The 23,829-nt window shown below is 49.3% G+C and carries 24 protein-coding genes and 1 pseudogene; 14 read left to right on the top strand and 11 right to left on the bottom strand.

Annotation, left to right across the window (positions count from 1 at the left end):
* Window positions 1-140 precede the first annotated feature (140 nt).
* From AC2T0J_RS08220 to AC2T0J_RS08175, 10 genes and pseudogenes are all read right to left on the bottom strand, one after another.
* Entirely contained in the window at window positions 141-1,055 is a 915-nt protein-coding gene (locus tag AC2T0J_RS08220; RefSeq protein WP_489809649.1) for a sugar kinase, read from the bottom strand.
* Entirely contained in the window at window positions 1,052-1,690 is a 639-nt protein-coding gene (eda, locus tag AC2T0J_RS08215) for a bifunctional 4-hydroxy-2-oxoglutarate aldolase/2-dehydro-3-deoxy-phosphogluconate aldolase (RefSeq protein WP_489809648.1), read from the bottom strand. Before eda ends, AC2T0J_RS08220 begins: the two co-directional genes overlap by 4 nt.
* Complete coding sequence (locus AC2T0J_RS08210) at window positions 1,690-3,153, bottom strand: mannitol dehydrogenase family protein (RefSeq protein ID WP_489809647.1); 1,464 nt, start codon at window positions 3,151-3,153, stop codon at window positions 1,690-1,692. The genes eda and AC2T0J_RS08210 overlap by 1 nt, the downstream gene beginning before the upstream one ends.
* A 2-nt stretch (window positions 3,154-3,155) precedes the next feature.
* The gene (uxaC, locus tag AC2T0J_RS08205; RefSeq protein WP_489809646.1) at window positions 3,156-4,577 is read right to left on the bottom strand and encodes a glucuronate isomerase; all 1,422 of its coding nucleotides are present in this window, start codon (window positions 4,575-4,577) and stop codon (window positions 3,156-3,158) included.
* A 13-nt stretch (window positions 4,578-4,590) separates the two neighbouring features.
* Complete coding sequence (locus AC2T0J_RS08200) at window positions 4,591-6,078, bottom strand: UxaA family hydrolase (RefSeq protein ID WP_489809645.1); 1,488 nt, start codon at window positions 6,076-6,078, stop codon at window positions 4,591-4,593.
* 108 nt (window positions 6,079-6,186) lie between these two features.
* Window positions 6,187-7,212, bottom strand: a complete 1,026-nt coding sequence (locus AC2T0J_RS08195) for a LacI family DNA-binding transcriptional regulator (protein WP_489809644.1) — start codon at window positions 7,210-7,212, stop codon at window positions 6,187-6,189.
* 119 nt (window positions 7,213-7,331) lie between these two features.
* A complete protein-coding gene (locus AC2T0J_RS08190; RefSeq protein ID WP_489809643.1) occupies window positions 7,332-8,627 on the bottom strand; it encodes a TRAP transporter large permease in 1,296 nt (431 codons plus the stop codon).
* Window positions 8,627-9,115 carry a TRAP transporter small permease gene (locus AC2T0J_RS08185; RefSeq protein ID WP_489809642.1) on the bottom strand — a complete coding sequence of 163 codons (489 nt, stop codon included), beginning with the start codon at window positions 9,113-9,115 and terminating at the stop codon, window positions 8,627-8,629. Before AC2T0J_RS08185 ends, AC2T0J_RS08190 begins: the two co-directional genes overlap by 1 nt.
* Before the next feature lies 1 nt (window position 9,116).
* Window positions 9,117-10,100 carry a TRAP transporter substrate-binding protein gene (locus AC2T0J_RS08180; protein WP_489809641.1) on the bottom strand — a complete coding sequence of 328 codons (984 nt, stop codon included), beginning with the start codon at window positions 10,098-10,100 and terminating at the stop codon, window positions 9,117-9,119.
* Window positions 10,100-10,300: pseudogene (locus tag AC2T0J_RS08175) on the bottom strand (5-dehydro-4-deoxy-D-glucuronate isomerase); the annotation flags it as partial. The pseudogene AC2T0J_RS08175 and the gene AC2T0J_RS08180, both read right to left, overlap by 1 nt.
* Before the next feature lie 419 nt (window positions 10,301-10,719).
* On the opposite strand from AC2T0J_RS08175, the gene AC2T0J_RS08170 reads away from it, so the two are divergent.
* Together AC2T0J_RS08170 and AC2T0J_RS08165 are read left to right on the top strand one after the other, a co-directional pair.
* Complete coding sequence (locus tag AC2T0J_RS08170; protein WP_489809640.1) at window positions 10,720-11,034, top strand: DUF4861 family protein; 315 nt, start codon at window positions 10,720-10,722, stop codon at window positions 11,032-11,034.
* A 126-nt stretch (window positions 11,035-11,160) separates the two neighbouring features.
* Window positions 11,161-11,460 (top strand): hypothetical protein, encoded by a 300-nt coding sequence (locus AC2T0J_RS08165; RefSeq protein ID WP_489809639.1) that lies wholly within the window; start codon window positions 11,161-11,163, stop codon window positions 11,458-11,460.
* A 22-nt stretch (window positions 11,461-11,482) separates the two neighbouring features.
* On the opposite strand, the gene AC2T0J_RS08160 is transcribed toward AC2T0J_RS08165, so the two are convergent.
* Window positions 11,483-11,965 carry an FxsA family protein gene (locus AC2T0J_RS08160; RefSeq protein ID WP_489809638.1) on the bottom strand — a complete coding sequence of 161 codons (483 nt, stop codon included), beginning with the start codon at window positions 11,963-11,965 and terminating at the stop codon, window positions 11,483-11,485.
* Window positions 11,966-12,157: 192 nt separating this feature from the next.
* On the opposite strand from AC2T0J_RS08160, the gene cutA reads away from it, so the two are divergent.
* The 12 genes from cutA to cheD all read left to right on the top strand — a co-directional run bounded on the left by cutA (window position 12,158) and on the right by cheD (window position 23,823).
* Entirely contained in the window at window positions 12,158-12,493 is a 336-nt protein-coding gene (gene cutA / locus AC2T0J_RS08155) for a divalent-cation tolerance protein CutA (protein ID WP_489809637.1), read from the top strand.
* Window positions 12,494-12,587: 94 nt separating this feature from the next.
* A complete protein-coding gene (locus AC2T0J_RS08150; protein WP_489810305.1) occupies window positions 12,588-14,342 on the top strand; it encodes a protein-disulfide reductase DsbD in 1,755 nt (584 codons plus the stop codon).
* A gap of 192 nt (window positions 14,343-14,534) precedes the next feature.
* Window positions 14,535-15,692: a methyl-accepting chemotaxis protein gene (locus AC2T0J_RS08145; RefSeq protein ID WP_489809636.1), complete on the top strand. Its 1,158-nt coding sequence runs from the start codon at window positions 14,535-14,537 to the stop codon at window positions 15,690-15,692.
* 432 nt (window positions 15,693-16,124) lie between these two features.
* Complete coding sequence (locus AC2T0J_RS08140; RefSeq protein ID WP_489809635.1) at window positions 16,125-16,409, top strand: response regulator; 285 nt, start codon at window positions 16,125-16,127, stop codon at window positions 16,407-16,409.
* 58 nt (window positions 16,410-16,467) lie between these two features.
* Window positions 16,468-16,605: a SpoIIE family protein phosphatase gene (locus tag AC2T0J_RS08135; RefSeq protein ID WP_489809634.1), complete on the top strand. Its 138-nt coding sequence runs from the start codon at window positions 16,468-16,470 to the stop codon at window positions 16,603-16,605.
* 128 nt (window positions 16,606-16,733) lie between these two features.
* Window positions 16,734-16,916: a SpoIIE family protein phosphatase gene (locus AC2T0J_RS08130; RefSeq protein WP_489809633.1), complete on the top strand. Its 183-nt coding sequence runs from the start codon at window positions 16,734-16,736 to the stop codon at window positions 16,914-16,916.
* Window positions 16,917-17,331: 415 nt separating this feature from the next.
* Window positions 17,332-17,697, top strand: coding sequence for a response regulator (locus tag AC2T0J_RS08125; protein WP_105933105.1), 366 nt, complete (start codon window positions 17,332-17,334; stop codon window positions 17,695-17,697).
* Window positions 17,698-17,703: 6 nt separating this feature from the next.
* Window positions 17,704-19,704 carry a chemotaxis protein CheA gene (locus AC2T0J_RS08120; RefSeq protein ID WP_489809632.1) on the top strand — a complete coding sequence of 667 codons (2,001 nt, stop codon included), beginning with the start codon at window positions 17,704-17,706 and terminating at the stop codon, window positions 19,702-19,704.
* Window positions 19,704-20,222, top strand: a complete 519-nt coding sequence (locus tag AC2T0J_RS08115) for a chemotaxis protein CheW (RefSeq protein WP_489809631.1) — start codon at window positions 19,704-19,706, stop codon at window positions 20,220-20,222. The genes AC2T0J_RS08120 and AC2T0J_RS08115 overlap by 1 nt, the downstream gene beginning before the upstream one ends.
* A gap of 38 nt (window positions 20,223-20,260) precedes the next feature.
* Complete coding sequence (locus AC2T0J_RS08110) at window positions 20,261-22,384, top strand: methyl-accepting chemotaxis protein (protein WP_489809630.1); 2,124 nt, start codon at window positions 20,261-20,263, stop codon at window positions 22,382-22,384.
* A gap of 18 nt (window positions 22,385-22,402) precedes the next feature.
* Window positions 22,403-23,218, top strand: a complete 816-nt coding sequence (locus AC2T0J_RS08105) for a CheR family methyltransferase (protein WP_489809629.1) — start codon at window positions 22,403-22,405, stop codon at window positions 23,216-23,218.
* On the top strand, window positions 23,215-23,823 hold the full coding sequence (cheD, locus tag AC2T0J_RS08100; RefSeq protein WP_489809628.1) for a chemoreceptor glutamine deamidase CheD: 609 nt from the start codon (window positions 23,215-23,217) through the stop codon (window positions 23,821-23,823). The genes AC2T0J_RS08105 and cheD overlap by 4 nt, the downstream gene beginning before the upstream one ends.
* The last annotated feature ends 6 nt before the right edge of the window (window positions 23,824-23,829 follow it).

Raw genomic sequence — 23,829 nt, 5'->3', positions numbered from 1 at the left:
GGTTGTGTTATGGAACACAGAATGCCTGATTAAATCAAGTCTGGTGGATTAAATGATTAACGGTAATAACGGCGGATAAAGGGTAAATAGGAGGGATGGGCGGTAAGCCAGCAGGGCCTAAGTTCCCCTGCTGGTAACCATTACAGAGGTGTTACGGCGTTTCTGAGGATGTCGGCCGGAACAATAGCGCCGGGGTGTTGAATAACGGTACCAGCTACCATGGCACCAAAGCTGGCTGACTCAGTCACATTTTTACCGGATAACCGTGCGGCAAGATAACCACCGTTAAATGCATCGCCAGCAGCGGTAGTGTCCACAACATTCGTCACCGTTTGCACAGGCACAATAAACTGGCCATCCTGATTAACAATATGCACGCCCACTGCGCCGTTTTTCATCACCACTTCGCCTATGCCAAAAGGGGCCAGGTGCGCCAGCACATCATCGGCATTGGTATGGCCATATAACGCCAGGTGGTCATCACCGCCCGGAAAGGCGATATCAGCAACCTGATAGCTTTTATCCATCCAAATCTGAGCTTCCTGCAGGTCACGCCACAATCGCGGGCGATAGTTAGGATCAAAGACAACTCTGCAACCGCTGCTACGTAGCCTATTGATCATTTTAAACAGCTTTTCGCGCTGCTCGACATCTAAAATAGCCACCGAAATGCCTGAGAAATAAAACATTTCGATATTGTCCGGGGCCTGCGTCATCACATTGAGAGTTTGTGTGGCTGCCGAACCGGCCCGCCAGTAGGCAAAGGTGCGCTCCCCGTACTGATCGGTTCGTACCATGTACAAGCCAAGGTTTCGTTCATTACAGCGATACACATGGTCGGTATTGATTTGCTCATCACCCATGGCAAACAGCAGCTCATTACTTAAAAAGTCTTCGCCGATGGCGGTCAGATAACTGACCGACAGGCCCGGCGCATTGCGCTTTAAATACACTGCGGTGTTGTAGGTGTCACCAGCAAAACTCTTCTTTAGTTCGGTGGCGCTGGTTGACACCAGTTCCACCATACATTCCCCAAAAATGACGACTTTTTTCACGCGGCATCCTTAGTAAATTGTTGTTGCGCCAGCGCACAGGCAGCGGTTACGCCCTGCCAGTCGCCGCTTGCTATACAGCTCTTTGGAATCATCCAGGAGCCGCCCACGGCAAACACGTTAGGCAGGCTGCTGTACTCATATAAATTAGCATTGGAAATACCACCGGTGGGACATATGGATACTTCCGGAAAAATGGCCCGGAAATTATTCAGCATCGCGGCACCACCGCTTAAACTGGCCGGAAAGAATTTCACTTCCGACAAACCGGCCTCAACAGCCAGTAAAATGTCTGAGGGAGAAGCGGTACCAGGCAAATAGGGAATATCGATATCGCTCAGTGCCGATAACAGCTTTTCACTGATGGTCGGCGTAATAATAAACTGACTCCCGGCATCTACGGCTTCCTGTACATGGTCTTGATTTAACACTGTGCCCATACCCACCAGCAGATCCGGAAAGGTATCGCGAATGGCGGTTACCGCTGCCGCAGCTGCTGGCGTGCGTCGAACCACCTCAATACTGCGCAAGCCACTGGCATGCACAGCAGCGGCAATGTTAAGCGCCTGCTCTACACTTTGCGGCTGCAGGATTGGGAGTAGGGGCGTGCCCTGAATAAGGCTTTTAAAATGCGTCATTACAGTGCTCCTAATAGATCTGGCGCATTGCTGGCGTTAATTAAGGTTAACTTCTCAACCTGTTCCAGCACAGTGTCTTTAAACCATGTATTGGCGGTCAGTTCGGCGAACACCTGAGGCAGGTTCAGCACAGCAGCGGCCAGCGCCTGCAGGTTACCCTGATGTTGGTTCGCTAAACCAATTAACGTTTCCGCCAGCGGATCTACCAGTTCTTCCTGGTCGCTAGCACGTTTGGCAATAAATAAAATCCAGGCGGCAATGGGCACGCACAGTAGGTTTGCCTGCTGGCCAAGTTTTAAGTTGTCGCGCACGGTATTGAGCACGCGGAAAGGCAGCTTCTGCGAACCATCCCAGGCAATCTGTGCCAACAAGTGGCGAATGTGGCGGTTCTTGTAGCGATTTAAAATATCTTCTGAGTAGGCCGGTAAATCCATCACGCCTTCAGCGCTAATAGACGGTATAATTTCATCACTGAGCAAACGGCGAATAAAACCTTCCAGGGCGCTGTCACTGATCGCTTCATAAACAGTTTCTTTGCCGAGCAGAATACCAGTGTAAGCAAGCGTTGAGTGGGTACCATTCAGAATACGAAGTTTCGCATTTTCAAAGGCAGCCACATTATCGGTAAAAGTCACACCGACTTTCTCCCAGGCTGGACGAGGCCCACTGAACCTGTTCTCGACAACCCACTGGGTAAACCCTTCGCGCTGAATAGGCCAGGCATCCTCAACACCCAGCTTGTCGGTCGCCAGGCTAATCAGTGCTTCATCGGTTGCCGGCGTTATACTATCGACCATGGTGCAGGGAAAGGCAATATTCTGTTCAATCCACTGCGCCAGCTCTGGCTGGATTTTCTCAGCAAACTGCAATACCGCTTTGGCCAGTTTTTTGCCGTTGTCAGCCAGGTTGTCGCAGCTGATCACGGTAATATCAGCCTGTTCCTGTTCAAAACGGTGTTTAAGCGCGCTAACAATAAGTCCTACCGCCGATACCGGCTCATCAGGATGGGTTAAATCATGCATGATGTCGGCATGGGATGTATCGAGCTCACCATTACTGGTCAGGCAATAACCCTTCTCTGTAATCGTTAACGAAATAATATGAGTATTGGCGTCGGTGAGCGCCGTCATAATGGCTTCACGGTCTTCATTCAGCACCAATACGCTGTCAAAGACGCCAATGACCTGCACATAGGGTTCGTTGTCCAGTACCACCAGCGAATACAGGTTGTCCTGATCGGCGAGCTTTTGCTTGAGCGTAGCGCTGCGCATCGACACACCAGTGATACGCCAGTTACCACCATAGGCCATGGCCATATCGGTATACACTGCCTGGTGGGCGCGGTGAAAAGCCCCCGGACCGATGTGTACAATGCCACGACTGCGCTCTGTACGATCGTAGTCAGGTTGTTTGACCTCTGCTGGCAGGGTGGCCAGCGTAGCATTCGTTAAAGACGCTGCCATAATTATGCCTGCCCCAGTTTGTAAGCTTTTTTCGCCAGATCGTAAGACAGCTGTTTAATCAGGCTGCCCGCTTCCTCTTCACTGATACGATGTTCCATCACCATAGTAGCCAGGAACCGGCAATCAATACGGCGGGCTACATCGTGGCGAGCCGGAATCGACAGGAAGGCACGGGTGTCATCGTTAAAGCCGACGGTATTGAACAAACCGGCGGTTTCCGTCACCTGATGGCGATAACGCAACATGCCTTCCGGACTATCGTGAAACCACCAGGCCGGCCCCAGCTTCAGGCACGGATAATGACCGGCCAGCGGCGCCAGCTCACGGGAGTAAACGGTTTCATCAAGGGTAAATAAAATGATGTTCAGGCGAGGATCGTTGCCGTATTTATCCAGCAAAGGTTTCAGTGCGTTGACATATTCGGTTTGCAGCGGAATATCCGCACCTTTGTCGCGGCCGAATTTAGTAAACACATCGTGATTGTGATTACGGAACGCGCCAGGGTGGATCTGCATGACCATACCGTCTTCGATACTCATTCCCGCTAACTCGGTAAGCATCTGGGCACGGAATAATTCCTGATCGGCTTCACTGGCTTTGCCGCTCAGGCATTTGCTGAATAATGCCTGACAATCAGCTTTGGATAGATCAGCAGTACGGGCAGTAGGGTGGCCGTGATCGGTGGCTGTAGCACCATGTTCGCGGAATACCGCCCGGCGCTGACGAATAGCGGCCAGGTAGCCTTCCCATTCAGTGCTATTTTCACCGGTAATGTCGCCCAGCAGTTCAATATTTTGTGCGAAATCTTCGCGGGAGGCATCCACCACATCATCGGGGCGGAAGGACGTAATCACTCGCTTATCCCAGCCAGAGCCTTTTAATACCCGGTGGTGCTCGAGGTTATCCAAAGCGCCCTCAGTGGTAGCAATCAGTTCAATATTAAAGCGGTCCATTAAGGCGCGAGGCTTGTAGCCATCTTTTGCCAGTTCAGCCGTGATGAAGTGGTAATACTCCATGGCGTTTTCACTGCACAGCATGTCTGTTAAGCCAAACACATTCTTAAACACCGTATCCAGCCACATTCTGGATGGCGTGCCAGCAAACAGATAATAATGGTCAGCGAAAATCTGCCAGATTTTCTGTGGGTCGCTTTCGGTTGGACCGCCATCCCAGCGACGAATGCCCAGATTCTCTAGAGAAACGCCCTGACTGTAGAGCATTCTGAAAACATAATGATCGGGTAAAATAAACAGCTCAGTCGCATTACCAAAATTTTCATCGTAAGCAAACCAGCGCGGATCGGTGTGACCATGGGGGCTGATAATAGGCAAGTCTTTGACTGTTTGATACAGTGAGCGAGCAACAGAGCGTGTTGCTTCATCGGCCGGAAACAGTCTGTCTTCGTGTAATAGTATTGGTTTCATATCAGTCTCTTTGTTACAGGGTTACGCCACGTTTCCAGATCGCTATCTCGTGACTGCCATTTTTCTCGTTACAGGTTTTTTCGCCCGACGCAATAGTCAGGCATTGCTGGTACAGCTGAGCAGCGCAGTCATCAATACTGGTGCCCTGCAATATCTGGCCTGCATTAAAATCTATCCAGTGTGGCTTCTTATGAGCAATGTCACTGTTAGATGAGATTTTTACTGTGGGTACAGGAAAGCCGAGCGGGGTACCCCGTCCGGTGGTGAATAAAATGATATGCGCGCCACTGGCGGCCAGCGCAGTGGAACTTACCGCGTCGTTGCCCGGTGCCTGAAGTAAATTGAGGCCTTTTTCAGATATGGATTCGCCGTACTGCAGTACACCATTAACCGGTGCCTGACCGCCTTTTTGTACCGCGCCCAGCGACTTCTCTTCCAGCGTTGTGAGCCCTCCGGCCTTGTTACCCGGAGATGGGTTTTCATAAATCGGTTGATTGTTATCGACAAAATACTGTTTAAAGTCATTCACCAGTTCGACGATTTGGGAGAACACGCCCTGCGAGGTGGCTCGGTTCATCAGCAGTTGCTCAGCCCCGAACATTTCCGGAGTTTCGGTTTGCAGTACACTGCCGTTCTGTTTAACCATCAGATCAGTGATGCGGCCCACTAACGGGTTTGCGGTAATGCCGCTGAAGGCATCACTGCCACCACACTTAACACCCAGTACCAGCTCACTGGCATCAATGGGCTCGCGGGTACATTTGCCCACGTCGGCGAGCATTTCGTGGATAAGGCGGATCCCTTCCTCGACTTCGTCACCCTCCTGCTGAGAGTTAAAATAACGGATCTGGCTGGCAGGGCGGTCGACTTTTTCAAGCAGATGGGTTAGCTGGTTATTCTCGCATCCCAGTCCAACAATCAGTACAGCACCGGCGTTAGGGTGTGAGGCCAGCGACGCAAGAATAGTCTGGGTATCATGTAAATCGTCGCCCAACTGAGAACAGCCAAACGGGTGGGTAAACGAACGAAACCCATCGCACTCGCCAAAAAAGCGACGCTCGCATTCAGCGGCAATACGTTCAGCCGTGCGGTTAACACAACCCACAGTATTGATGATCCATACTTCATTGCGGATCCCTATTTTCCCGTTAGTACGGCGATAGCCCATAAAGTTGGCCTGGGATGGTTTGGTAACCGGTTTGCGCGCAGCAACAGGTGCATACTGATAGTTTTCCTGACCGCTTAACGCCGTTTTTACATTATGGCTGTGAACATGATCACCGCGTTTAATATCAGCCTGTGCAATCCCGATAGCAAAACCATATTTCACCACTTTTTCGCCGGCAGCGATGTCTTTCAGGGCGACTTTATGACCAACAGGAATATCACTGGCAAGAGTAACGGGTAAATCGTCTACGATCGTGCCGACAGACAGCGCCATAGTCGACACAGCAACGTTATCATTTGGATGCACCTGTATTAGCTTGGTTTGATCAGCCATAAGATCTCTAAACGTTTATTCCAGCTATTGATTAAATTACCACACTTTTAACATCAATGCCACCGGTGGCAAATTACCGTCAGGCAGCTTTCCCTTATTTTTTCTCTGCTATTGTTTTATTGCTTTGCGGGTTGATTCACGAATAATAAGATGTGGCTTGATGGTATATTCTTCCGCACCTTCAACAGGCTTATTTTCAATCAGGGCGATAATCTTTTTCGCAGCAATGCCAGCCATAGCAACCACCGGGCGCTGCACGGTGGTAAGTGACGGAATCACCCGCGACGCCAGCAAGTTATCATCAAAGCCAGCAACCGATAGGTCGCCGGGCACATGGATACCGAGTTCATGAGCCACTTTGAGTACACCGGCAGCCATCTCGTCGTTATTGGCTACAATCACCTGCGGACGTGGCGTTTGGCTCAGTAATGCCCGGGCACACTCAATACCACTTTCGTAACTGTTTTTGCCTTCAGTAATCCGCTCTACAGGAATGCTTAAGCCCAGCTCCTGTAGTGTGTTAGTTATCCCTTCTAAACGCTCTACGGTAGAGTAATAATGGTTAGGACCAGTGATGATGGCGATGTCCTTGTGACCCAAAGACACCAGGTATCGTGCCATATCACTTAACGCCGCACGGTCGTCTGAAACCACAATATTGGCTTTATCGTCGATATCCACCGACGTCAGCCTGACATAGTTAATGCCATGATGTTTCAGCGCCGTCGCCAGCTCGTTAGACTCAGATACAGGCGGCAGCACAATCACGCCGTCAATGTTAGAGCGCCGGACAAACCCCACACAATTACTGATAAAATCGTCACTGCGGTAACTGCCGGGGTGAACAACCAGTTCGTAGCCTTTTTTCGAACAGACATCGAGCACACCGCGTTGTACCTGGTCAATATAGAGTGCATCCGGATTATCGTAAATCAGACCAATCAGATAAGAACGACTGGCAGCCAGTCCCCGGGCCTGTTTATCCGGGGAAAAACCCAGCTCATCCACCACCCGCTGAATCTTTTCCCGGGTGGCGGTGCCAACATTTGAGGCACCGTTAATAACCCGTGAGACAGTACGCTTAGAAACCCCCGCTATACGTGCCACATCATTAATGGTTGGCTTCTTGTCCATGCAGAATACTCTTTATTTTTGTTTTTTATTAATCGACCAGAGTTTACCGTTAAGCGGGGGTTTAAGCCACTCTCAGCACCATCACGTTGGTTGTCGACAGCCTGCATAGCCGTGGCGTATTACACCCCGAACAGTGCTGGTAATGCTTCACTAAACCAGGCCACATAAGTCACCAGCATCAACACGGCAAACATCGCAACATAAAGTGGTAGCAATGGTCGGATGATTTTATCCAGGCGTGTCTTGGCAATAGCACAGGTAATAAATAGCACAGCCCCAACCGGTGGTGAGCACAAACCAATCGACAGATTTAATACAATCATAATACCAAACTGCAGAGGCGACATACCCAGTTCCGCCGCCACGGGCAGGAAAATCGGCGTAAAGATCAACACTGCAGGGGTCATATCCAGAAAAGCACCCACAACGATTAACAACAGGTTTATCAACAGCAGGATAACAATAGGGTTATCGCTAACGTTCAGCAGAAAGGCACTGATATTTTGTGGAATGTTGGCATAGGAAAGCATCCACGACATGGCCGTTGAAGCGCCAATGAGCAGCATAACAATGGCCGTGGTTTCAGCGGATTTCAGCAAAATATCCGGCAGTTGTTTGAGCTTCACTTCGTGATAAACGCCCACCGCCAGGATCAGTGAATAAACCACCGCAATGGCGCCGGCTTCAGTGGCGGTAAAGATACCACCAACAATTCCTCCGATAACCAGAAAAATTAAAAACAAGCTGGGGATCGCTGCAGCAACCTGCTGCGCTACCAATTTCATTGGCAAGCGTTCAGCCGTAGCGTAACCTTTGCGCTTGGCATGAACAAAGCACACCATCATCAGCGCCAGTCCCACCATCACACCTGGTAAGTATCCGGCCATAAACAACGCGGCGATAGACACGCCGCCGCTGGCAATGGCATAAACAATCAGAATGTTACTTGGCGGGATCAACATACCAGTGGTAGAGGCAGCAGCGGTAACCGCCGCACTGAAGTTTTCGTCATAGCCTTGCTTTTTCATTTCCGGCAACATAAAACTACCAATGGCTGACGTGGTGGCCACTGCGGAGCCCGAAATAGCGCCAAACAGCATGCAGGACACAACATTAACCAGCGCCAGACCACCAGGTAGTGACCCTATCAGCGCCAGCGCGCAATTGATGAGGCGTTTGGCGATACCACCTCGTCCCATGATCATCCCCGATAACACAAAGAACGGGATGGCAAGTAAGGCAAAGCTGTCCAGTCCACCAGCCATGCGTTGAGCTATCGTGGTGACTGCCGGCGTGAAATCTATGCTCATCAGCATTGCGGCCATAGTAGCAATACCGATGCTGAATGAAATGGGTACATTGAGGATTAGCAGTAAAAAGAAAGTGACTACCAGCACCAATGCAGTGTAATCCATTATAGCGCTCCTTCTTCGTCGGCCAGCCACAGGTTATGAATATTAATCAACCCATAGTAAATAAGCAGGATCCCCGACAGCGGCAACACCACATACACATAACCCATCCGAATCCCCAGGGCGGCAGAGATTTGCTCCAGTTCCAGCGTCAGTGACACCAGTTGGCTCCCGCCAAATAACAAAGTGGCGGCACAAAAAATGATTACCAGCAGCTCAACCAGAGTGAGTATGTACTTACGAATATGCTCTGGCTGTTTTTCCACAATCAGGTTGAAGCCGAGGTGGACTTTTTGTCGATAAGCAAAAGCCGCGCCGAGCAAGCCAATCCAAATCAGTAAAAAACGTGACAATTCTTCAGTCGCTGATGCCGGATCCTGCAGGATATAGCGGGAGATAACCTGCCACACTACGGTCAGTAAAATAAGCGCCATTGCCAGCATCAGAGTGCCGGCTACGAGTTGATCAATGAGTCGTATAACCTTACGCATGCTACATGGCCTTAATTTGAGAAATGAGATCGCCAACGGCGGTGCCGCGCAGACTGTCGTGGAAAGGTTTTACTGCTTCAACGAATGGCTGTTTGTCAGGATAGATCACTTCCACACCATCAGCTTCGACCTTTGCCAGTGAGTCAAGCGTTGACTCCTGCCAGGCTTTGCGCTGAAAAGTCACGGAGTCCTGCATAGCCTGATCGACCCACGCCTGTTGCTGTTCGGTCAGGCTTTCCCACACACGCAATGACATCAGCATCACGTCAGGTACTGAGGTGTGTTCATCGAGCGAGTAGTAACGGGCAATTTCATAGTGACGCGACAGATAGTAACTGGGCGGATTGTTTTCCGCACCATCCACCACACCTTGTTGCAACGCGGTATAGAGCTCGCCCCAGGCTACCGGCGTAGCAGCACCGCCCAGTTCGCGAACAGTGCGTACTGCAGTAGGGCTATTAAGGACCCGAATTTTCATGCCTGCTAAATCAGCCGGCGTTCTGACCGGCTTGCTATTGGTGTAAAAGCTGCGACTGCCAGCGTCATAATAGGCCAGACCTTTGAGTCTGAAGAGCTCAACACCAGCCAGCAACCCTTGCCCTACATCACTGTTAAGCACTTTCCAGAAATGGTCGTTGTCGCGAAAAATGTAAGGAATACTGAAGATCTTCATGGCGGGCACAAAGCCCTCAAGCGGGCTGGCCGAGACCTTGGTCATGGACAATGAGCCAATTTGCAGTAACTCGATCATCTCGCGCTCGGTACCCAGTTGGCTGCTCGGGTAAATTTTTACGTCCATGGCACCATCGGATAACTGCTTGAGGCGTTCACCGAAATAAACCATGGCTTTGTGTACCGAATGCTGAGTATCCAGGGTATGACCCAAACGCAAGGTAGTGACCTCACTGTTGTTATCAGAGCCACAACTGGTTAACCCAAGACTGATAACAATGACACTGGTTAACCTTACGATCATGTTGAACATCAAAACGCTCCTAGCGCAATTCGCTGGCAGGGGGATTTACCCATATCATCATAATCCAGGTTTTCTCCTGCCCCCCGGATAAAGGCATAGTTGGCGCTACCGTACCCACAGCGGATTGACCACGGCGGTGATAATATGGCCTGATGGTTATGTACGAAGATATGGCGGGGTTCGTGCGGTTCACTCATAAAATGACTAACCGCCTGAGCTTGCCCGATGCCTCTGCTGGCACCGGTAACCAGAGTAGAGCGGCGAGTTAAACTAAAATCTGGCATGTCACCTCTTGCATAATTTTGCGATTACAATTTTAAGGATGTTAACAAGCTCGCCCTGGGAAGAAACTTTGTTAACAACATTTAAAATAATTGCCACCGGTGGCAATTGTCAACATGATTAACCAAATTTTTACGATTGATTATCGAATACGAACCACAGAGAAAACCATGAAACGGCACCTCGTCAAATCGCTAATCGCCGCATCCGTACTGCTCCCGGCCTGCTCTGATAATACCCAGTCGAAGACCCAGTCAATGACTCAGTCGTCGACACACCTTCCGTCGCAGCAGAACACTCCATAGTAAAAACTCATGCCAAGTTATCTATCCGTCAGGATGGAGAATTGCAGGGTAGTGACTATGTTGCCGACGATTATCAGTTTACCCCGGTAGAGACTTTCACCTCACCGGAGCAACTCTCCGCTCCTTCTTATTACCTGTGTTATGAAGGCCCGGGTAGGGAAAATGACCTGATTGGCTACCGTTTGTATCTGGACTGGCGCAACGGTATCGACGTATTTGTTAACACCACCACTGACATGGATTTGCCTCAGGTCGAACAGAATGGCTACGACGGTTATCACGCACTCAATGACTGGGGCGATGATGCTGAAGGCGGGCAAGTCAATCGGCCAGGGTGCGCTGGTACGCTGGGTTAATGACGGTGTACCGCACGTTAAGGAAGTCGACGCGACACACTGGCGCTTGCTGGAAAATGGCCCCGGAACAAAGTCGGTTTAAGGTAAAGTATGACGACTGGGCTGTTGACGGTGTCAGCACGGTGAATGCCATTAAAGCCGGTGACCGGATTGTTGAAACTTAAGGGCGTGGAATATATCGAGAAAGAAGGTCCGAACTGGAAAATGATTGCCACTTGCAACAAGCAGAATTTGCCAGGGGATGATTTGGATTTAGGTATGGCGCTGTTCGTGCGTAAAAGCAAAGTAGCCGAACAATTTGTCGGGCCCCAGGATTATCTGTTTAAATTTAAGCCCAGCACATCCTATCAATATGGTTTCTTTGCCAACTGGTCAGGCCCAAAATCAACACCAGTTCGAAGCGTTTATGGAAGCCTCACTGTATAGCCGGAACGCTCAGCGTCTGATGTTATTTCAAGCGCTTATTCGGATCGTTTTCTGACTTGTCGGTATACTCACCTTCTATGGTATCACCCTCATCGTGCGCCGAGGGACGGCTAGTGTACTGATAAGTTGACTGCTGCGTGGCGTTAAACGTGCGCACCGTAAGATGACTGGCGGCTCTGCTTGCAATGAATTGGCGGGAAAAAGGCAGCGCAAAAGCAAAACCGATGATATCGGTAATAAAACCGGGGGTGACTAACAGCACACCGGCAACCACCAGCAACATGCCCTCCATCATTTCTTTACCCGGTACCTGATTCTGGGCGATTTTCGCTTGTGCAGTTTGTAATGTTGAGATGCCTTCCTGACGAACCAGGTAAGCACCAACAAAAGCGGTAACAACGATTAACCCAACCGTATTCCAACCACCAATAACGTCACCCACCTGCAGCAACAGCGAAATTTCAACGATTGGCATGACAATGAAAAGTAATAATAAAAAGCGCAATGTACGTTTCCTGTTGCAGTCTTAAGTTTCAGTTAATGAAGATGGGGCACAATTATGCAAACCCAAGTCATCGTAACGCAAGTTTATCCCGTATTAACGATGATTAACTTGTCATAGACCCGATTTGCTCGGTAAAGTGCCGGCAAGCCGGACAAGTTGAATACTATTTGGGATAAACCCGGTCCTATGAGAATGATAACAGACCTTTGCATTGCATATTGCACCACGGATTCGCGGGAAAATGCGGAAACCATTGCCAACCAGTTGCTATCGCAACATCTTGCCGCCTGCGTGCAGATAGTGCCGGGGATGACCTCAGTTTATCGCTGGGATAATAAAGTGATGCAGGATCAGGAGTTCCTGATGCTCATCAAAACCCACCAGCACAAGCTTGCTGAAGCAGAGCAACTGGTTACGGCGCTGCACAACTACGATGTGCCGCAGTGGATTGCCGTTCCGGCCTGTGCAGCAAGTGCAGCTTACGGCTCTTGGGTAGAACAGGAATTAAACATTGAAAAGAGGAAGTAATTCGGTGAATCAGTCCCGGTTAGCAGTAATCACTCTGACATTTTTTGCCTTGTTATTCACAACAGTGGTCTCGGCCCAGTTAAGTGACAATAACATGGATGATCTGTTCAGCGACGAACCGTCATTTCTGCCGGTAGAAAAAGCCTTTGTTTTTGATTTTTCTCAAAAAGGCGACATGCTGGTAGTCCACTTTGACATCGCGGACGGTTATTACCTGTATAAAAAGCAGTTTAAGGTGTCCACCAAAAACGCCACTCTGGACGAACCCGTATTCCCACCGGCCGAGCAGATTGAAGATGAGTTTTTTGGCATTTCTGATGTGTTTTACAACACGGTGTCGTTCAGTTACCCCATCATCGAATCCGTGCAGGATGGCGTGGTTAAGCTTCGCTATCAGGGTTGTGCCAGCGCCGGGTTATGCTACCCGCCCACCACTAAGGTGATTTACCTCAACGAAATTAAGGGTGTCAGCGTCACCGGTGAGTTAAGCGGTAGCGAAACACAAACGTCCACTGCACCAGCGCAAGCACAAACGGTCAGCGAGCAATACGATTTGGCCAATCTGTTGCAATCCGACGAAAATCTGCCGCTAACCCTGCTGTTGTTTTTAGCGCTGGGGATAGGGCTGGCTTTTACGCCCTGTGTGTTCCCCATGTATCCTATTGTATCGGGTATCGTTATTGGTCAGGGCAAAGACATTAAAATGTCCCGCGCATTCACGCTCGCCTTTGTGTATGTGCAGGGCATGGCCATCATGTACTCATTGCTGGGTCTGGTGGTTGCCTCTGCCGGAGTGCAGTTTCAGGCATCGCTCCAGAGTCCGTACATCCTTGGCACCTTTATAGTTGTTTTTGTCACACTGGCCGCTGCCATGTTTGGTGTCTACGAAATCCAGTTACCCAGTAAGTGGCAGGAAAAAGTCAGCGGCATGAGCAATGCTCAGCAACGAGGCAGCCTGGTGGGCGTTTTTGTTATGGGCATACTCTCTGGCTTAATTGCCTCGCCCTGCACAACGGCGCCACTCACCGGTGTACTCATCTTTATCGCCCAAAGCGGCGATATGACACTGGGTTTCCTTGCCCTGTACGCGCTAAGCCTGGGCATGGGGATCCCGCTGATTATCTTTGCTATGACGGGCGGTAAGTTACTGCCGAGAGCCGGTAACTGGATGAACATTATTAAAACCACCTTTGGCTTTATGTTACTGGCCGTAGCGATTGTGTTTGTTGAACGACTGTGGAATTCAAACTACAGCATGCTGCTCTGGTCGGCGCTTGGCCTGGGGGCTTTTAGTTATTATCAGGTGGTTAATCAGGCAACTAACGCCACATTTGCCAAAGGCGTACGGTCACTGGTGATTTTTGTGGGTCTGTTTGTATCCGCTATGCTGGGCTATAACGCGCTGTTTGGCCAGGGTGGTGGACATTATGAGACCTCCGACACATCCGCCGGCGCCACCTCGCAGGCCGCCTCCCACCCAAAATTTATGGTGGTGAAAGACCTTGAGGATTTTGAACAAAAACTTGCTTCCGCCAACGCTGAAGGCAAATCGGTTATGGTTGATCTTTATGCTGACTGGTGTGTGGCCTGTAAAGAGTTTGAAAAATACACCTTTGTTGATCCGGCAGTGATTGATGCACTGAGTAACACGGTGTGGATGCAGATTGACTTAACCGATAACACGCCAACCAACCTGGCTTTTCAGGATGCTTTTGACGTGTTGGGACTGCCCACCATTTTACTGTTCGACGAAGCAGGCAATGAGCTTACCAAAGCCAGGGTAACCGGCTTTATGAAAGCAGAACCTTTCGCCCGACATGTAACAAACGCATTAGGCAAAAATCAATAATTTAACTTTTAAATTTATGTTTAAACAATCTAAAAGATAAAATTCTTAATTTTATCTATATTAAAAAATTAATTATTCATCAATGCGTTGCAACTATCGATAAGGGTAGTTGCACCGTCTTTAAGACTTCCCTACCGTAGCGCCATATATGTACTACAATTCATAGCGTTAGCCTGTGGATTAGAGAAAGTCATGAATAAATATTTTGTTGTAGGGATAGCAACAGTTGTTGCTCTGATGCTCGCTCAGTTTGTATCCGGCGTAGTTGGAGTGTTGGTTCTCGCTGCGGCGGTGTTCGCCTATGAGTACCTGACACCGGCATCACATGCAAACCGCGATGCTGTGCTACAAGCGGCTTCAATACCGCAAAACAGTCAGACTAAGAGTCTCGTTGCGGCAGAACCTGCGCTAAAAAGGGTTGCACAAACATCAACGGAAGTGCTGGCCGACTGCGAGTCGAGCCTGGCCAATATTATCTCCACCCACAATGATGCAGTGGACACCCTTAGCACCAGTTTCATTGGTCTGCGACGCCTGGTTGATCAGCAAAGCAATACCATTTTGCAGTTGATCAAAGCCGACGATGAAAGCGATGAGTTATATAGCGATCGAATGCGCAGCTTTGCTGAGCGTACCAGCGTAACGCTGGACCGTTTTATCCAAAGTACCGTCGATATGTCGGCCGGGATCATGGAAATCCTTGAGCAAATTACCGCCATTAACGACACCGTACCGTCGGTTATTCAAGCGCTGAAAGACATTGACAGTATTGCAGCGCAAACCAACTTGCTGGCACTGAATGCCGCTATTGAGGCTGCCCGTGCAGGGGAACATGGGCGCGGATTTGCGGTAGTGGCAGATGAAGTACGCAGCTTATCAAATCGCTCCGCTCAGTTTAGCGAATCGATTCAGACCCAAATTAACAGTATTAATGACAAAATCTCCTCTCTGAGCGACCGTATTGGCATACTGGCAGCCTATGATGTGAGTTATGTTATTGAAGCGAAAAAAGATATTAACCAAGCATTGGAGCGGATTATCGTTAAGGCTGAACACGATCAAAAGATCACATCGGGCCTGCATGACTTATCCATTGAGTTAAATTCGGCGCTTGATAATGCCACCCGCAGCCTGCAGTTTGGCGACATTAATCGTCAGTATATTGAATATACTATTGGTACTGTTACATTGCTGAATATGAACCTTGCTGATTTGCTGGACGATACTCACTGCCAGGCATTTTTAAATGACCCGCAACAATTCCAGCAAAAAGTGAAGTCAGAGTGGGCGGCACTGCATAACCCCGTGTCATCTTCTTCTGTCGCAGCAGGTGAGATTGAATTGTTTTAACGGAGCATCAATGAATTCAACAATTTCAGTCCCGGAACGCTTTAACTTAAGTTTTCACAAGTCTTTTACCGAGCAGTTCAACAAGAGGCTGGAAGATAAAAAGGCACCATGAGCACTCTGGATTTTTCCAGGGTACTTTATCTGGACAGTGCAGCCCTGGGGATGGTGGTACGGCTTAAAAAGCGCGCCTAAGCCAACGGCTGTGATGTGAAAATCGCGAGTGCTAAGAGCACAGCCCTGGAAGTACTCGAAATTGCCAACTTTATCCGCACAAGTTAAACGCTCTCAAGAACTCACAAGAAGCACCCAAACCAACAGAAAAGGTACTGGTTGTCAACGATGACACGATTTTTGTGAGTTGTTAGTCTCTGATTTAATGCTCAGGGGCGTAAAAGTTATCTCACAGCCTTTTCCCTTGAGGATGCCCGGGAGGTGCTTAATAAGCACCATTTAGACGTAGTGATTCTGGATAATCACCTGCCGGACGGTCAGGGCACTAATTTATTATCCGCTTTACAACAAACGGAACCACCGCCGTATGTGATCATGGTATCCATAGACGACCAGCTTAATAGTATCAGTAACAGTTTTAGTCAGGGTGTGCACGACGACATTGTTAAACCGGTCAGCATTGATTTGTTATGGGAACAGATCCGTAACCTGCTGACTTTTCAACGCAGCAGTCTGGATCAGGCCAATAACGAATTTCAGTGGTGACACCATCTTTTCGCCCCCCAACCCCTGCGGTAAGATTCAGATTATACTGGCAGAGGCCATGGGGCATGGTCTGGCGGCAGCGATCTGTATTATACCCATTGTGACCACCGCAAAAGCAATGGCGCATAAAGGCAAATCGATCGACGAAATTTTTCACGAAATCAATCGCAAATCATATACAGAAAAGACCCGATGACCGCTTTGTGGCGCTATTGAGTAGTGAGATTTGTTCTACCCCTCCACGATAGTCATCGTGAAGGCCGGCCTGCCAGGTGCCTTGTGCTGTTGTAACCTGGGTGAGGTAAAGCGGTTCGCTCGAAAGCCATGCCTCTCGGCATCATGAAGCCCAGCGAGTTCAGTATTCAACCCGAGCAAATCCCATTGGAGGAAATCCAGCAACTGGCACTTTATACCGATGGTGTGATTGAACAAACCAATTCTGCAGGTGAAGCCTATTCATCAACCAGATTAATATCGCAAGCAAAACAATTAGCCGATAATCGGTAAAGTCTGATCCACATTATGCAAAATTCCGGATTGCCCAGCGATCTATGCCAAAAAGCTTTTACCGTGTTGGCCGAGCCCATCAATAACGCGCTTGGTCATGGCATCCTCCATTGAGACTCAAAGCTCAAAAATGACGTTGAAGGATTTGGCTCCTACCTAGCATTACGCGAAGAGCGTATAGGTAGCCTGACAAATATTGACCAGTTAATCATACAAATTTACACAAATTCGACTACGTTTATAAAGATATCAGTGGAAGACTCCGGTTCGGGTTTTGCGCTGTCTGACCATTCCGCCGTTCAGCAAGGTCTTAGTGGGCGTGGCCTCGGGCTTGTTGAAACAATGTGCCAGACAGGTGAGCGGAATGCCAAAAGCAATCAAACGACCATGTCCATAGCAAGGAATTAATACAGATATGAGCAAGAAAATACTAATCGTTGACGACTCTATGTCGATCCGTCAAATGGTGGAGGTTACCCTGCGTGGGGCCGGCTACAATGTGGACTCAGCCGAAGACGGACAGGCGGCACTGGATAAATGCCAAACCACCCGTTATGACTTCGTGCTTACCGATCAGAATATGCCACGAATGGATGGTATTACCCTGATTAAGTCCCTGCGAGGCATGATGAGCTACCGAACTGTGCCTATTGTGGTGTTAACAACTGAAGCCGGCGATACCCTGAAAAGTCAGGGTAAAGCGGCCGGCGCCACCGGATGGATGGTTAAACCGTTTGATCCGTCCAAATTACTGGCCATCGCTAAAAAGCTGCTTGGGTAGTCGTACGTGTCTGTCGATATGAATCAGTTTCACACCGTGTTTTTTGAAGAGAGCCAGGAGCATCTTCAAACCATGGAGGAACTGCTGTTAAACATTTCAACAGACGACCCCGACGCGGAAGATCTCAACAGTATATTTCGCGCCGCACACTCTATTAAGGGTGGCAGCGGTATTTTTGGCTTCGACGCCTTAACCGGCCTCACCCACGTGATGGAAACCATCCTGGATAAGGCCCGTAAACATGAACTCGATTTAACGACCGATATCGTTGATGTATTGCTGGCCACCACCGATACCCTCGGCGATATTCTTCAGACGTACCAGGATGAAAGCGAGATCAACTGGCAGCAGATAGGAGAGGGTAAGGCAGCACTGGAAAATATTCTGTTTGCAGAAGGCGATAGAAGCGAGCGCGCTGAACTTCCCCCTGCAGCCGACACGACTGAAAAAGATGATAGCTTCGGTTTCTTTGATGACGCACCCGGTCAACCTGAAGCGGAAATCACCGCAGAAGACGATAATAGCTTTGGCTTCTTTGACGACGCACCCGGACAGTCCCATCAAAGCACTGACGGTGACGAAGACGACGACGGCTTTGGCTTCTTTGACGGTGCAGCAGGCCAGTCGGAAACAGAAATCACGTCGGCAGAAAACGAGCATGGTGACAATGATGGCAGCTTTGGCTTTTTCACCGAGCCCAAACCCGCCCAGCCGATCAAAGACGAGGAGGCTTACGGTTTCTTCGACCAGGAAAAAACATCCATAACACCATCGGTCAAAGCATCTGCTAAAACGGCTAAACCAACACCTAAGGCAACCAGCAAGGCCGATGCTGGCTCTATAAGAGTTGAAACCACAAAAATAGACAGCGTGGTAAATCTGGTGGGTGAAATGGTGATTACCCAGTCCATTCTTTCAATGATAGGCGAGGACGTAGACGGTGATACCGGCGAAAAGCTCAGCGGTGCCATCGATGAGCTCGCACGGAACGTGCGCGAAATTCAGGAAGCGGTCATGTCGATGCGAATGATCCCGGTGTCATTTATCTTTAATCGTTTTCCAAGACTGGTTCGGGATTTAGCCAAAACCCTGGATAAAAGAATTGACCTGGTTATTGAAGGCGGCGAAACCGAAGTCGATAAAAGTATGATCGAGAAACTCGCCGACCCGCTTACCCATTTGGTCCGCAATAGCCTGGATCACGGTATAGAACCATTGGAGAAACGCCTGGCGGCTGGTAAACCAGAAACTGGCACCGTCGTTCTTAAAGCGGAACAGCGAGGCGGCAGTATCCTGATTAGTATTCAGGATGATGGTGGTGGCCTTAACCGGGATAAAATTCTGGAGAAAGCCCTTTCTAGCGGACTGGATGTAGACCCCAAGATGCCTGATGAAGATGTCTGGCAGTTGATTTTTGCGCCGGGCTTCTCCACTGCCGACGCAGTTACCGACGTATCAGGCCGCGGCGTTGGCATGGATGTGGTGCGTAAAAATATTGAAGCTATTCAAGGCGGCATTGATATTGAATCAAGCGCCGGCCAGGGTTCAACCTTTACTATCAAATTACCTCTGACACTGGCCATTATTGATGGCATGTGTGTATCGGTAGGCAGTGAGACGTATATTGTTCCACTACTGAATATTATTGAGTCGCTGCAACCCAAGCCAGAGCAAATTAAAACCCTGGCTAACGACACCATGCTATGGAGCCGGGAGCAGTACTGGCCACTACTATCGTTGCGCGAGCAAATGCAAATTGACGGACCGGGCAAGCCGATTGACAACTCAATTATTGTGCTGGTCGAGATAGGCAAAAAGCGTTACGGCATTATTGTGGATCAACTGCTCGGCAAGCAACAGGTGGTGATTAAGAGCCTGGAACGCCATTACAAAAAAGTAGACGGCATATCCGGTGCAACCATCATGGGCGACGGCAAAGTGGCCATGATTATCGATGTTGACAACCTGATGAAAAATGAACAAATCAATCAAGTGGGGTTAGCCTGATGAATACCGTGTCATCTCAGGACGCTGCCAGCGCAGTAACTGGTGGTGCAAGCAAGGAGTATCTGACATTCATGTTGGGCGAAGAGCAATATGGCCTGGCCATTACTCAGGTTAAGGAAATTCGTGGCTACGAACCGGTTACGAAAATTGCCAATGCCCCTGACTTTATCAAAGGCGTTATTAACCTGCGCGGCGATATTGTGCCTATTGTCGATCTGCGAGTGAAGTTTAATGTCAGTGAAGCCACATATAACGAATTTACCATTGTCATTATGCTTAACGTGCAGGACCGGATTGTCGGTATTGTGGTAGACAGCGTGTCAGACGTTATCAATGTCACCGAAGGCGAAATTCACCCGCCCCCGGAATTCGGCGTCGCTTTCGACAGCCGCTACCTGGATGGCCTGGCCAGCGTGGATGACGGACTTGTCATTCTGGTCAACATAGAACGACTGATTACCAGCAGGGAAATCGGCATTTTTGACAGCATGAATCAGCAAAACGAGGGCTCAGTATGAACTTGCGAAACCTTTTTGGGGGCCAGCCAGAACCACAGATGCCGGCATATTATGAAATTGCGCTCAATGCCATCTCTTCCGGTGTCATGGTCGCTGATAAGAACCGAAATATCATCTATGCTAACGATGCCGTATATAACCTGCTCAAAAAGTATGAAGCTGATATTCGCACAGTACTGCCGCATTTCTCTGCTGAGAATTTAGTGGGTCAGAACATTGACCAATTCCACCAAGATCCAGACCATAAGCGCCGTATTCTGGCCGATTTAAGGGCACCAGTGTCCTCATCGATTGAAGTCGGCGATGTCAACTTTGACCTCAAGCTTCAGCCGCTGCTCGACGCGCAGGGCAATCCCGACGGTGCCATGGTCGAGTGGGTAGATAAAACCGAATATAACCTCGCATCAAATAAACTGGTTGCGCTGAACCGAAGCCAGGGTGTTATCGAGTTTCGTCCTAACGGAGAAATTCTTACGGCCAATGAGAACTTCCTCGAGCTAATGGGTTACAACGAGCAAGAAATCGCTGGTGAGCATCACCGGATTTTCGTCGATAAAGAATATGCTAACTCCCCTGAGTACAAAGCGCTGTGGGCAAAATTAAACCGCGGAGAGTATGTGTCAGGGGAATTCTTGCGTTACGACAGCCGCGGTGAAGAAGTCTGGATACAAGGGTCATATAACCCGGTGGTAACCAGTAATGGAAAAGTGACCCGGGTTATCAAATACGCCACTGACATCACCGAAGAAAAATTGAAAAATGCTTACTTCTCAGGCCAGATTAAGGCGATTACTCAGTCCCAGGCGGTCATTGAATTCGATCCAACGGGTAAAATCCTCGAGGCCAACGACAATTTCCTCAATGCTTTGGGCTACACCCTTGGCGACATAAAAGGCAAGCATCACAGCATGTTTGTCGATCCAGCCGTCCGTGCCAGTAGCGAATACCGGTTGTTCTGGGAACAACTCGCAGACGGTCAATTCCAAACGGGTGAATTCCACCGCATTGGCAATGGTGGCAAGGACGTTTGGATTCAGGCTACATACAGCCCCATCATTGACGACAACGGCAAAGTCTTCAAAGTAGTAAAATACGCCACCGACATTACCGGCCGAAAAGTTGCCGTGAATGATATCTGCGACGTTATGCTCGCGCTTTCCAAAGGTAGTCTTACCAGCCGTCTTGAGCGCGAATATGAAGGTGAATTTGAACAACTGGCTCAGTCGGTAAACGATTTTGTAACCAATCTGTCCAGCATCATTCATGAGATTCGCACAGGCTCGGAAACCATTAACAACGCCTCGGCTGACATTGCCAAAGGCAATGCTGACCTGTCTTCCCGAACCGAACAACAGGCATCAAGCCTGGAAGAAACGGCCTCCAGTATGGAAGAGATCACCAGTACTGTGCAGCTTAATGCCGACAATGCCAAACAGGCTAATGGCCTGGCTTCAGAGGCATCGCGAGTGGCTATCTCTGGCGGCAAACTGATAGAGCAGGTGGTTGACACCATGGCAGACATTAACCAGTCAGCCAAGAAGATTGAGGATATCATCGGCGTTATCGATGGCATTGCTTTCCAAACCAACATACTGGCGCTCAATGCGGCCGTCGAGGCGGCGCGTGCTGGCGAACAAGGCCGTGGCTTTGCGGTTGTGGCCTCAGAAGTGCGCACCCTGGCGCAGCGGTCTGCCAATGCAGCAAAAGATATCAAAGGCCTGATATCTGACTCGGTATCTAAAGTGGAAAGCGGTAATGAGCTGGTAAATCAGTCTGGCGCCACTATGAGTGAAATCGTCACCGCAATCCAGCGCGTTAACGACATTATGTCAGAAATTGCCTCGGCCTCCGCCGAACAAGCCAGCGGTATCGACGAAATTAACAAAGCCGTGGTTCAGATGGACGAGATGACCCAGCAAAATGCCGCCCTGGTTGAAGAAGCCGCCGCTGCAGCTGAGAGCATGAGCTCACAGGCTTCTCAGTTAATCTCGCGGGTCAATTTCTTCGAATTGGATCAGGAAAGCAAACTGGAAAGTACGCCGGTTATTCGCTCTGCGCCGCAACCACAAAGCAAACCCAAAGTGTCGGCGAAAGCCATGGCAGCCCGTTCTCAGCAACTCAGTGCCGCAAAGCCGGATGATGATGAATGGGAGAGTTTTTAAGGTTTAACGAGCGTATACATGGATAAACCTTTTGCATTTACGATCAAAGAGTTTAATGCGGTTCGGCAGAAAATTCGTGCGCTCACGGGCATTAGCCTGGCCGACAGTAAGGATAATATGGTTTACAGCCGCCTGGCCAGGCGGCTGCGCGCTCTGAATCTTGATACATTTCAGGCCTATTTAAGGTATCTGGATAATCATCAGGCTGAAACCGAACACTTTATTAACGCATTAACCACGAATCTGACTTCCTTTTTTCGCGAGGCGCATCATTTCGAGCAGCTGAAAGGATTTTTGCTTACTCACCCAGACCCATTACGGATCTGGTGTACCGCCAGCAGCAGCGGTGAGGAGCCTTACTCCATAGCGATGACCTGTGCAGAAGCCAGGGGGGCACTGACCACCAATGTCAAAATATATGCATCCGACATCGATAGTCGGATGCTTGAGCGGGCTAAAGCCGGTATTTATCCCATCGATCAGGTCGAAAAACTCAGCCCCTTGCGACGTAAACAGTTTTTTCATCGCGGTGTAGGCGTCAACGCAGGCAAGGCAAGAGTGGTCCCTGAATTACGCAAGAGTATCTATTTCTTTCAACAAAATCTGCTGGATAATAACTATGCTATGGAAGCAGGGCTGGATATTGTGTTTTGTCGCAACGTAATGATTTATTTCGACAAGCCAACGCAAGAGGTGATTCTGAAGCGAATTCTCAGATTAATGAAAACAGACAGTTGGTATATCGCCGGACATTCTGAAAATTTTTCTCACCTGAGTCGTTATATGCGGCCAATGGGGAAAACCATTTATCAGGTTAACCGGGGAATCTTATGACGCCATTGCCTGGGAAGACTACACCAAACCGGTATTTTGACCGACACTTCGACAATGACGCGGTCAAAATCCTGCCGGGTGAATACTATGCCACCAAAGACCCAACGATGATTGTAACAGTGCTGGGCTCGTGCGTATCGGTGTGCCTGCGCGACCCCGCAACCAAAATTGGTGGTATGAACCATTTTTTACTGCCAAACGATGAGTTTGTCACCACCGGACAGATGGATACCTCTGCCCGTTACGGTACTTATGCCATGGAATTGCTTATTAACGAGCTGCTTAAAATGGGGGCCGACAGAAACCGCCTCGAAGCCAAAGTGTTTGGTGGTGGCAACGTATTGCAAGGCCTTACCGTCCACAACATTGGTGAGCGCAACAGTGAATTCGTACTCGACTACCTGAAACTGGAAAATATTCCGGTGCTGGCCCGGGATTTACTGGGCCCCTACCCACGCAAAGTATATTTTTTCCCCGGCACCGGAGAAGTGAAGGTGCGTAAAATTAAAATTATGCACAACACCACTATTCTTGATCGTGAAAGTGAATACCGCATGCGTATTAAAGATACGCCGATTAGCGGTGAGATTGATTTTTTTGAGTAGCTTGTT

The organism is Alteromonas sp. ISO5, assembly GCF_058105165.1.
This window is presented reverse-complemented; position numbering and strand designations above follow the sequence as displayed.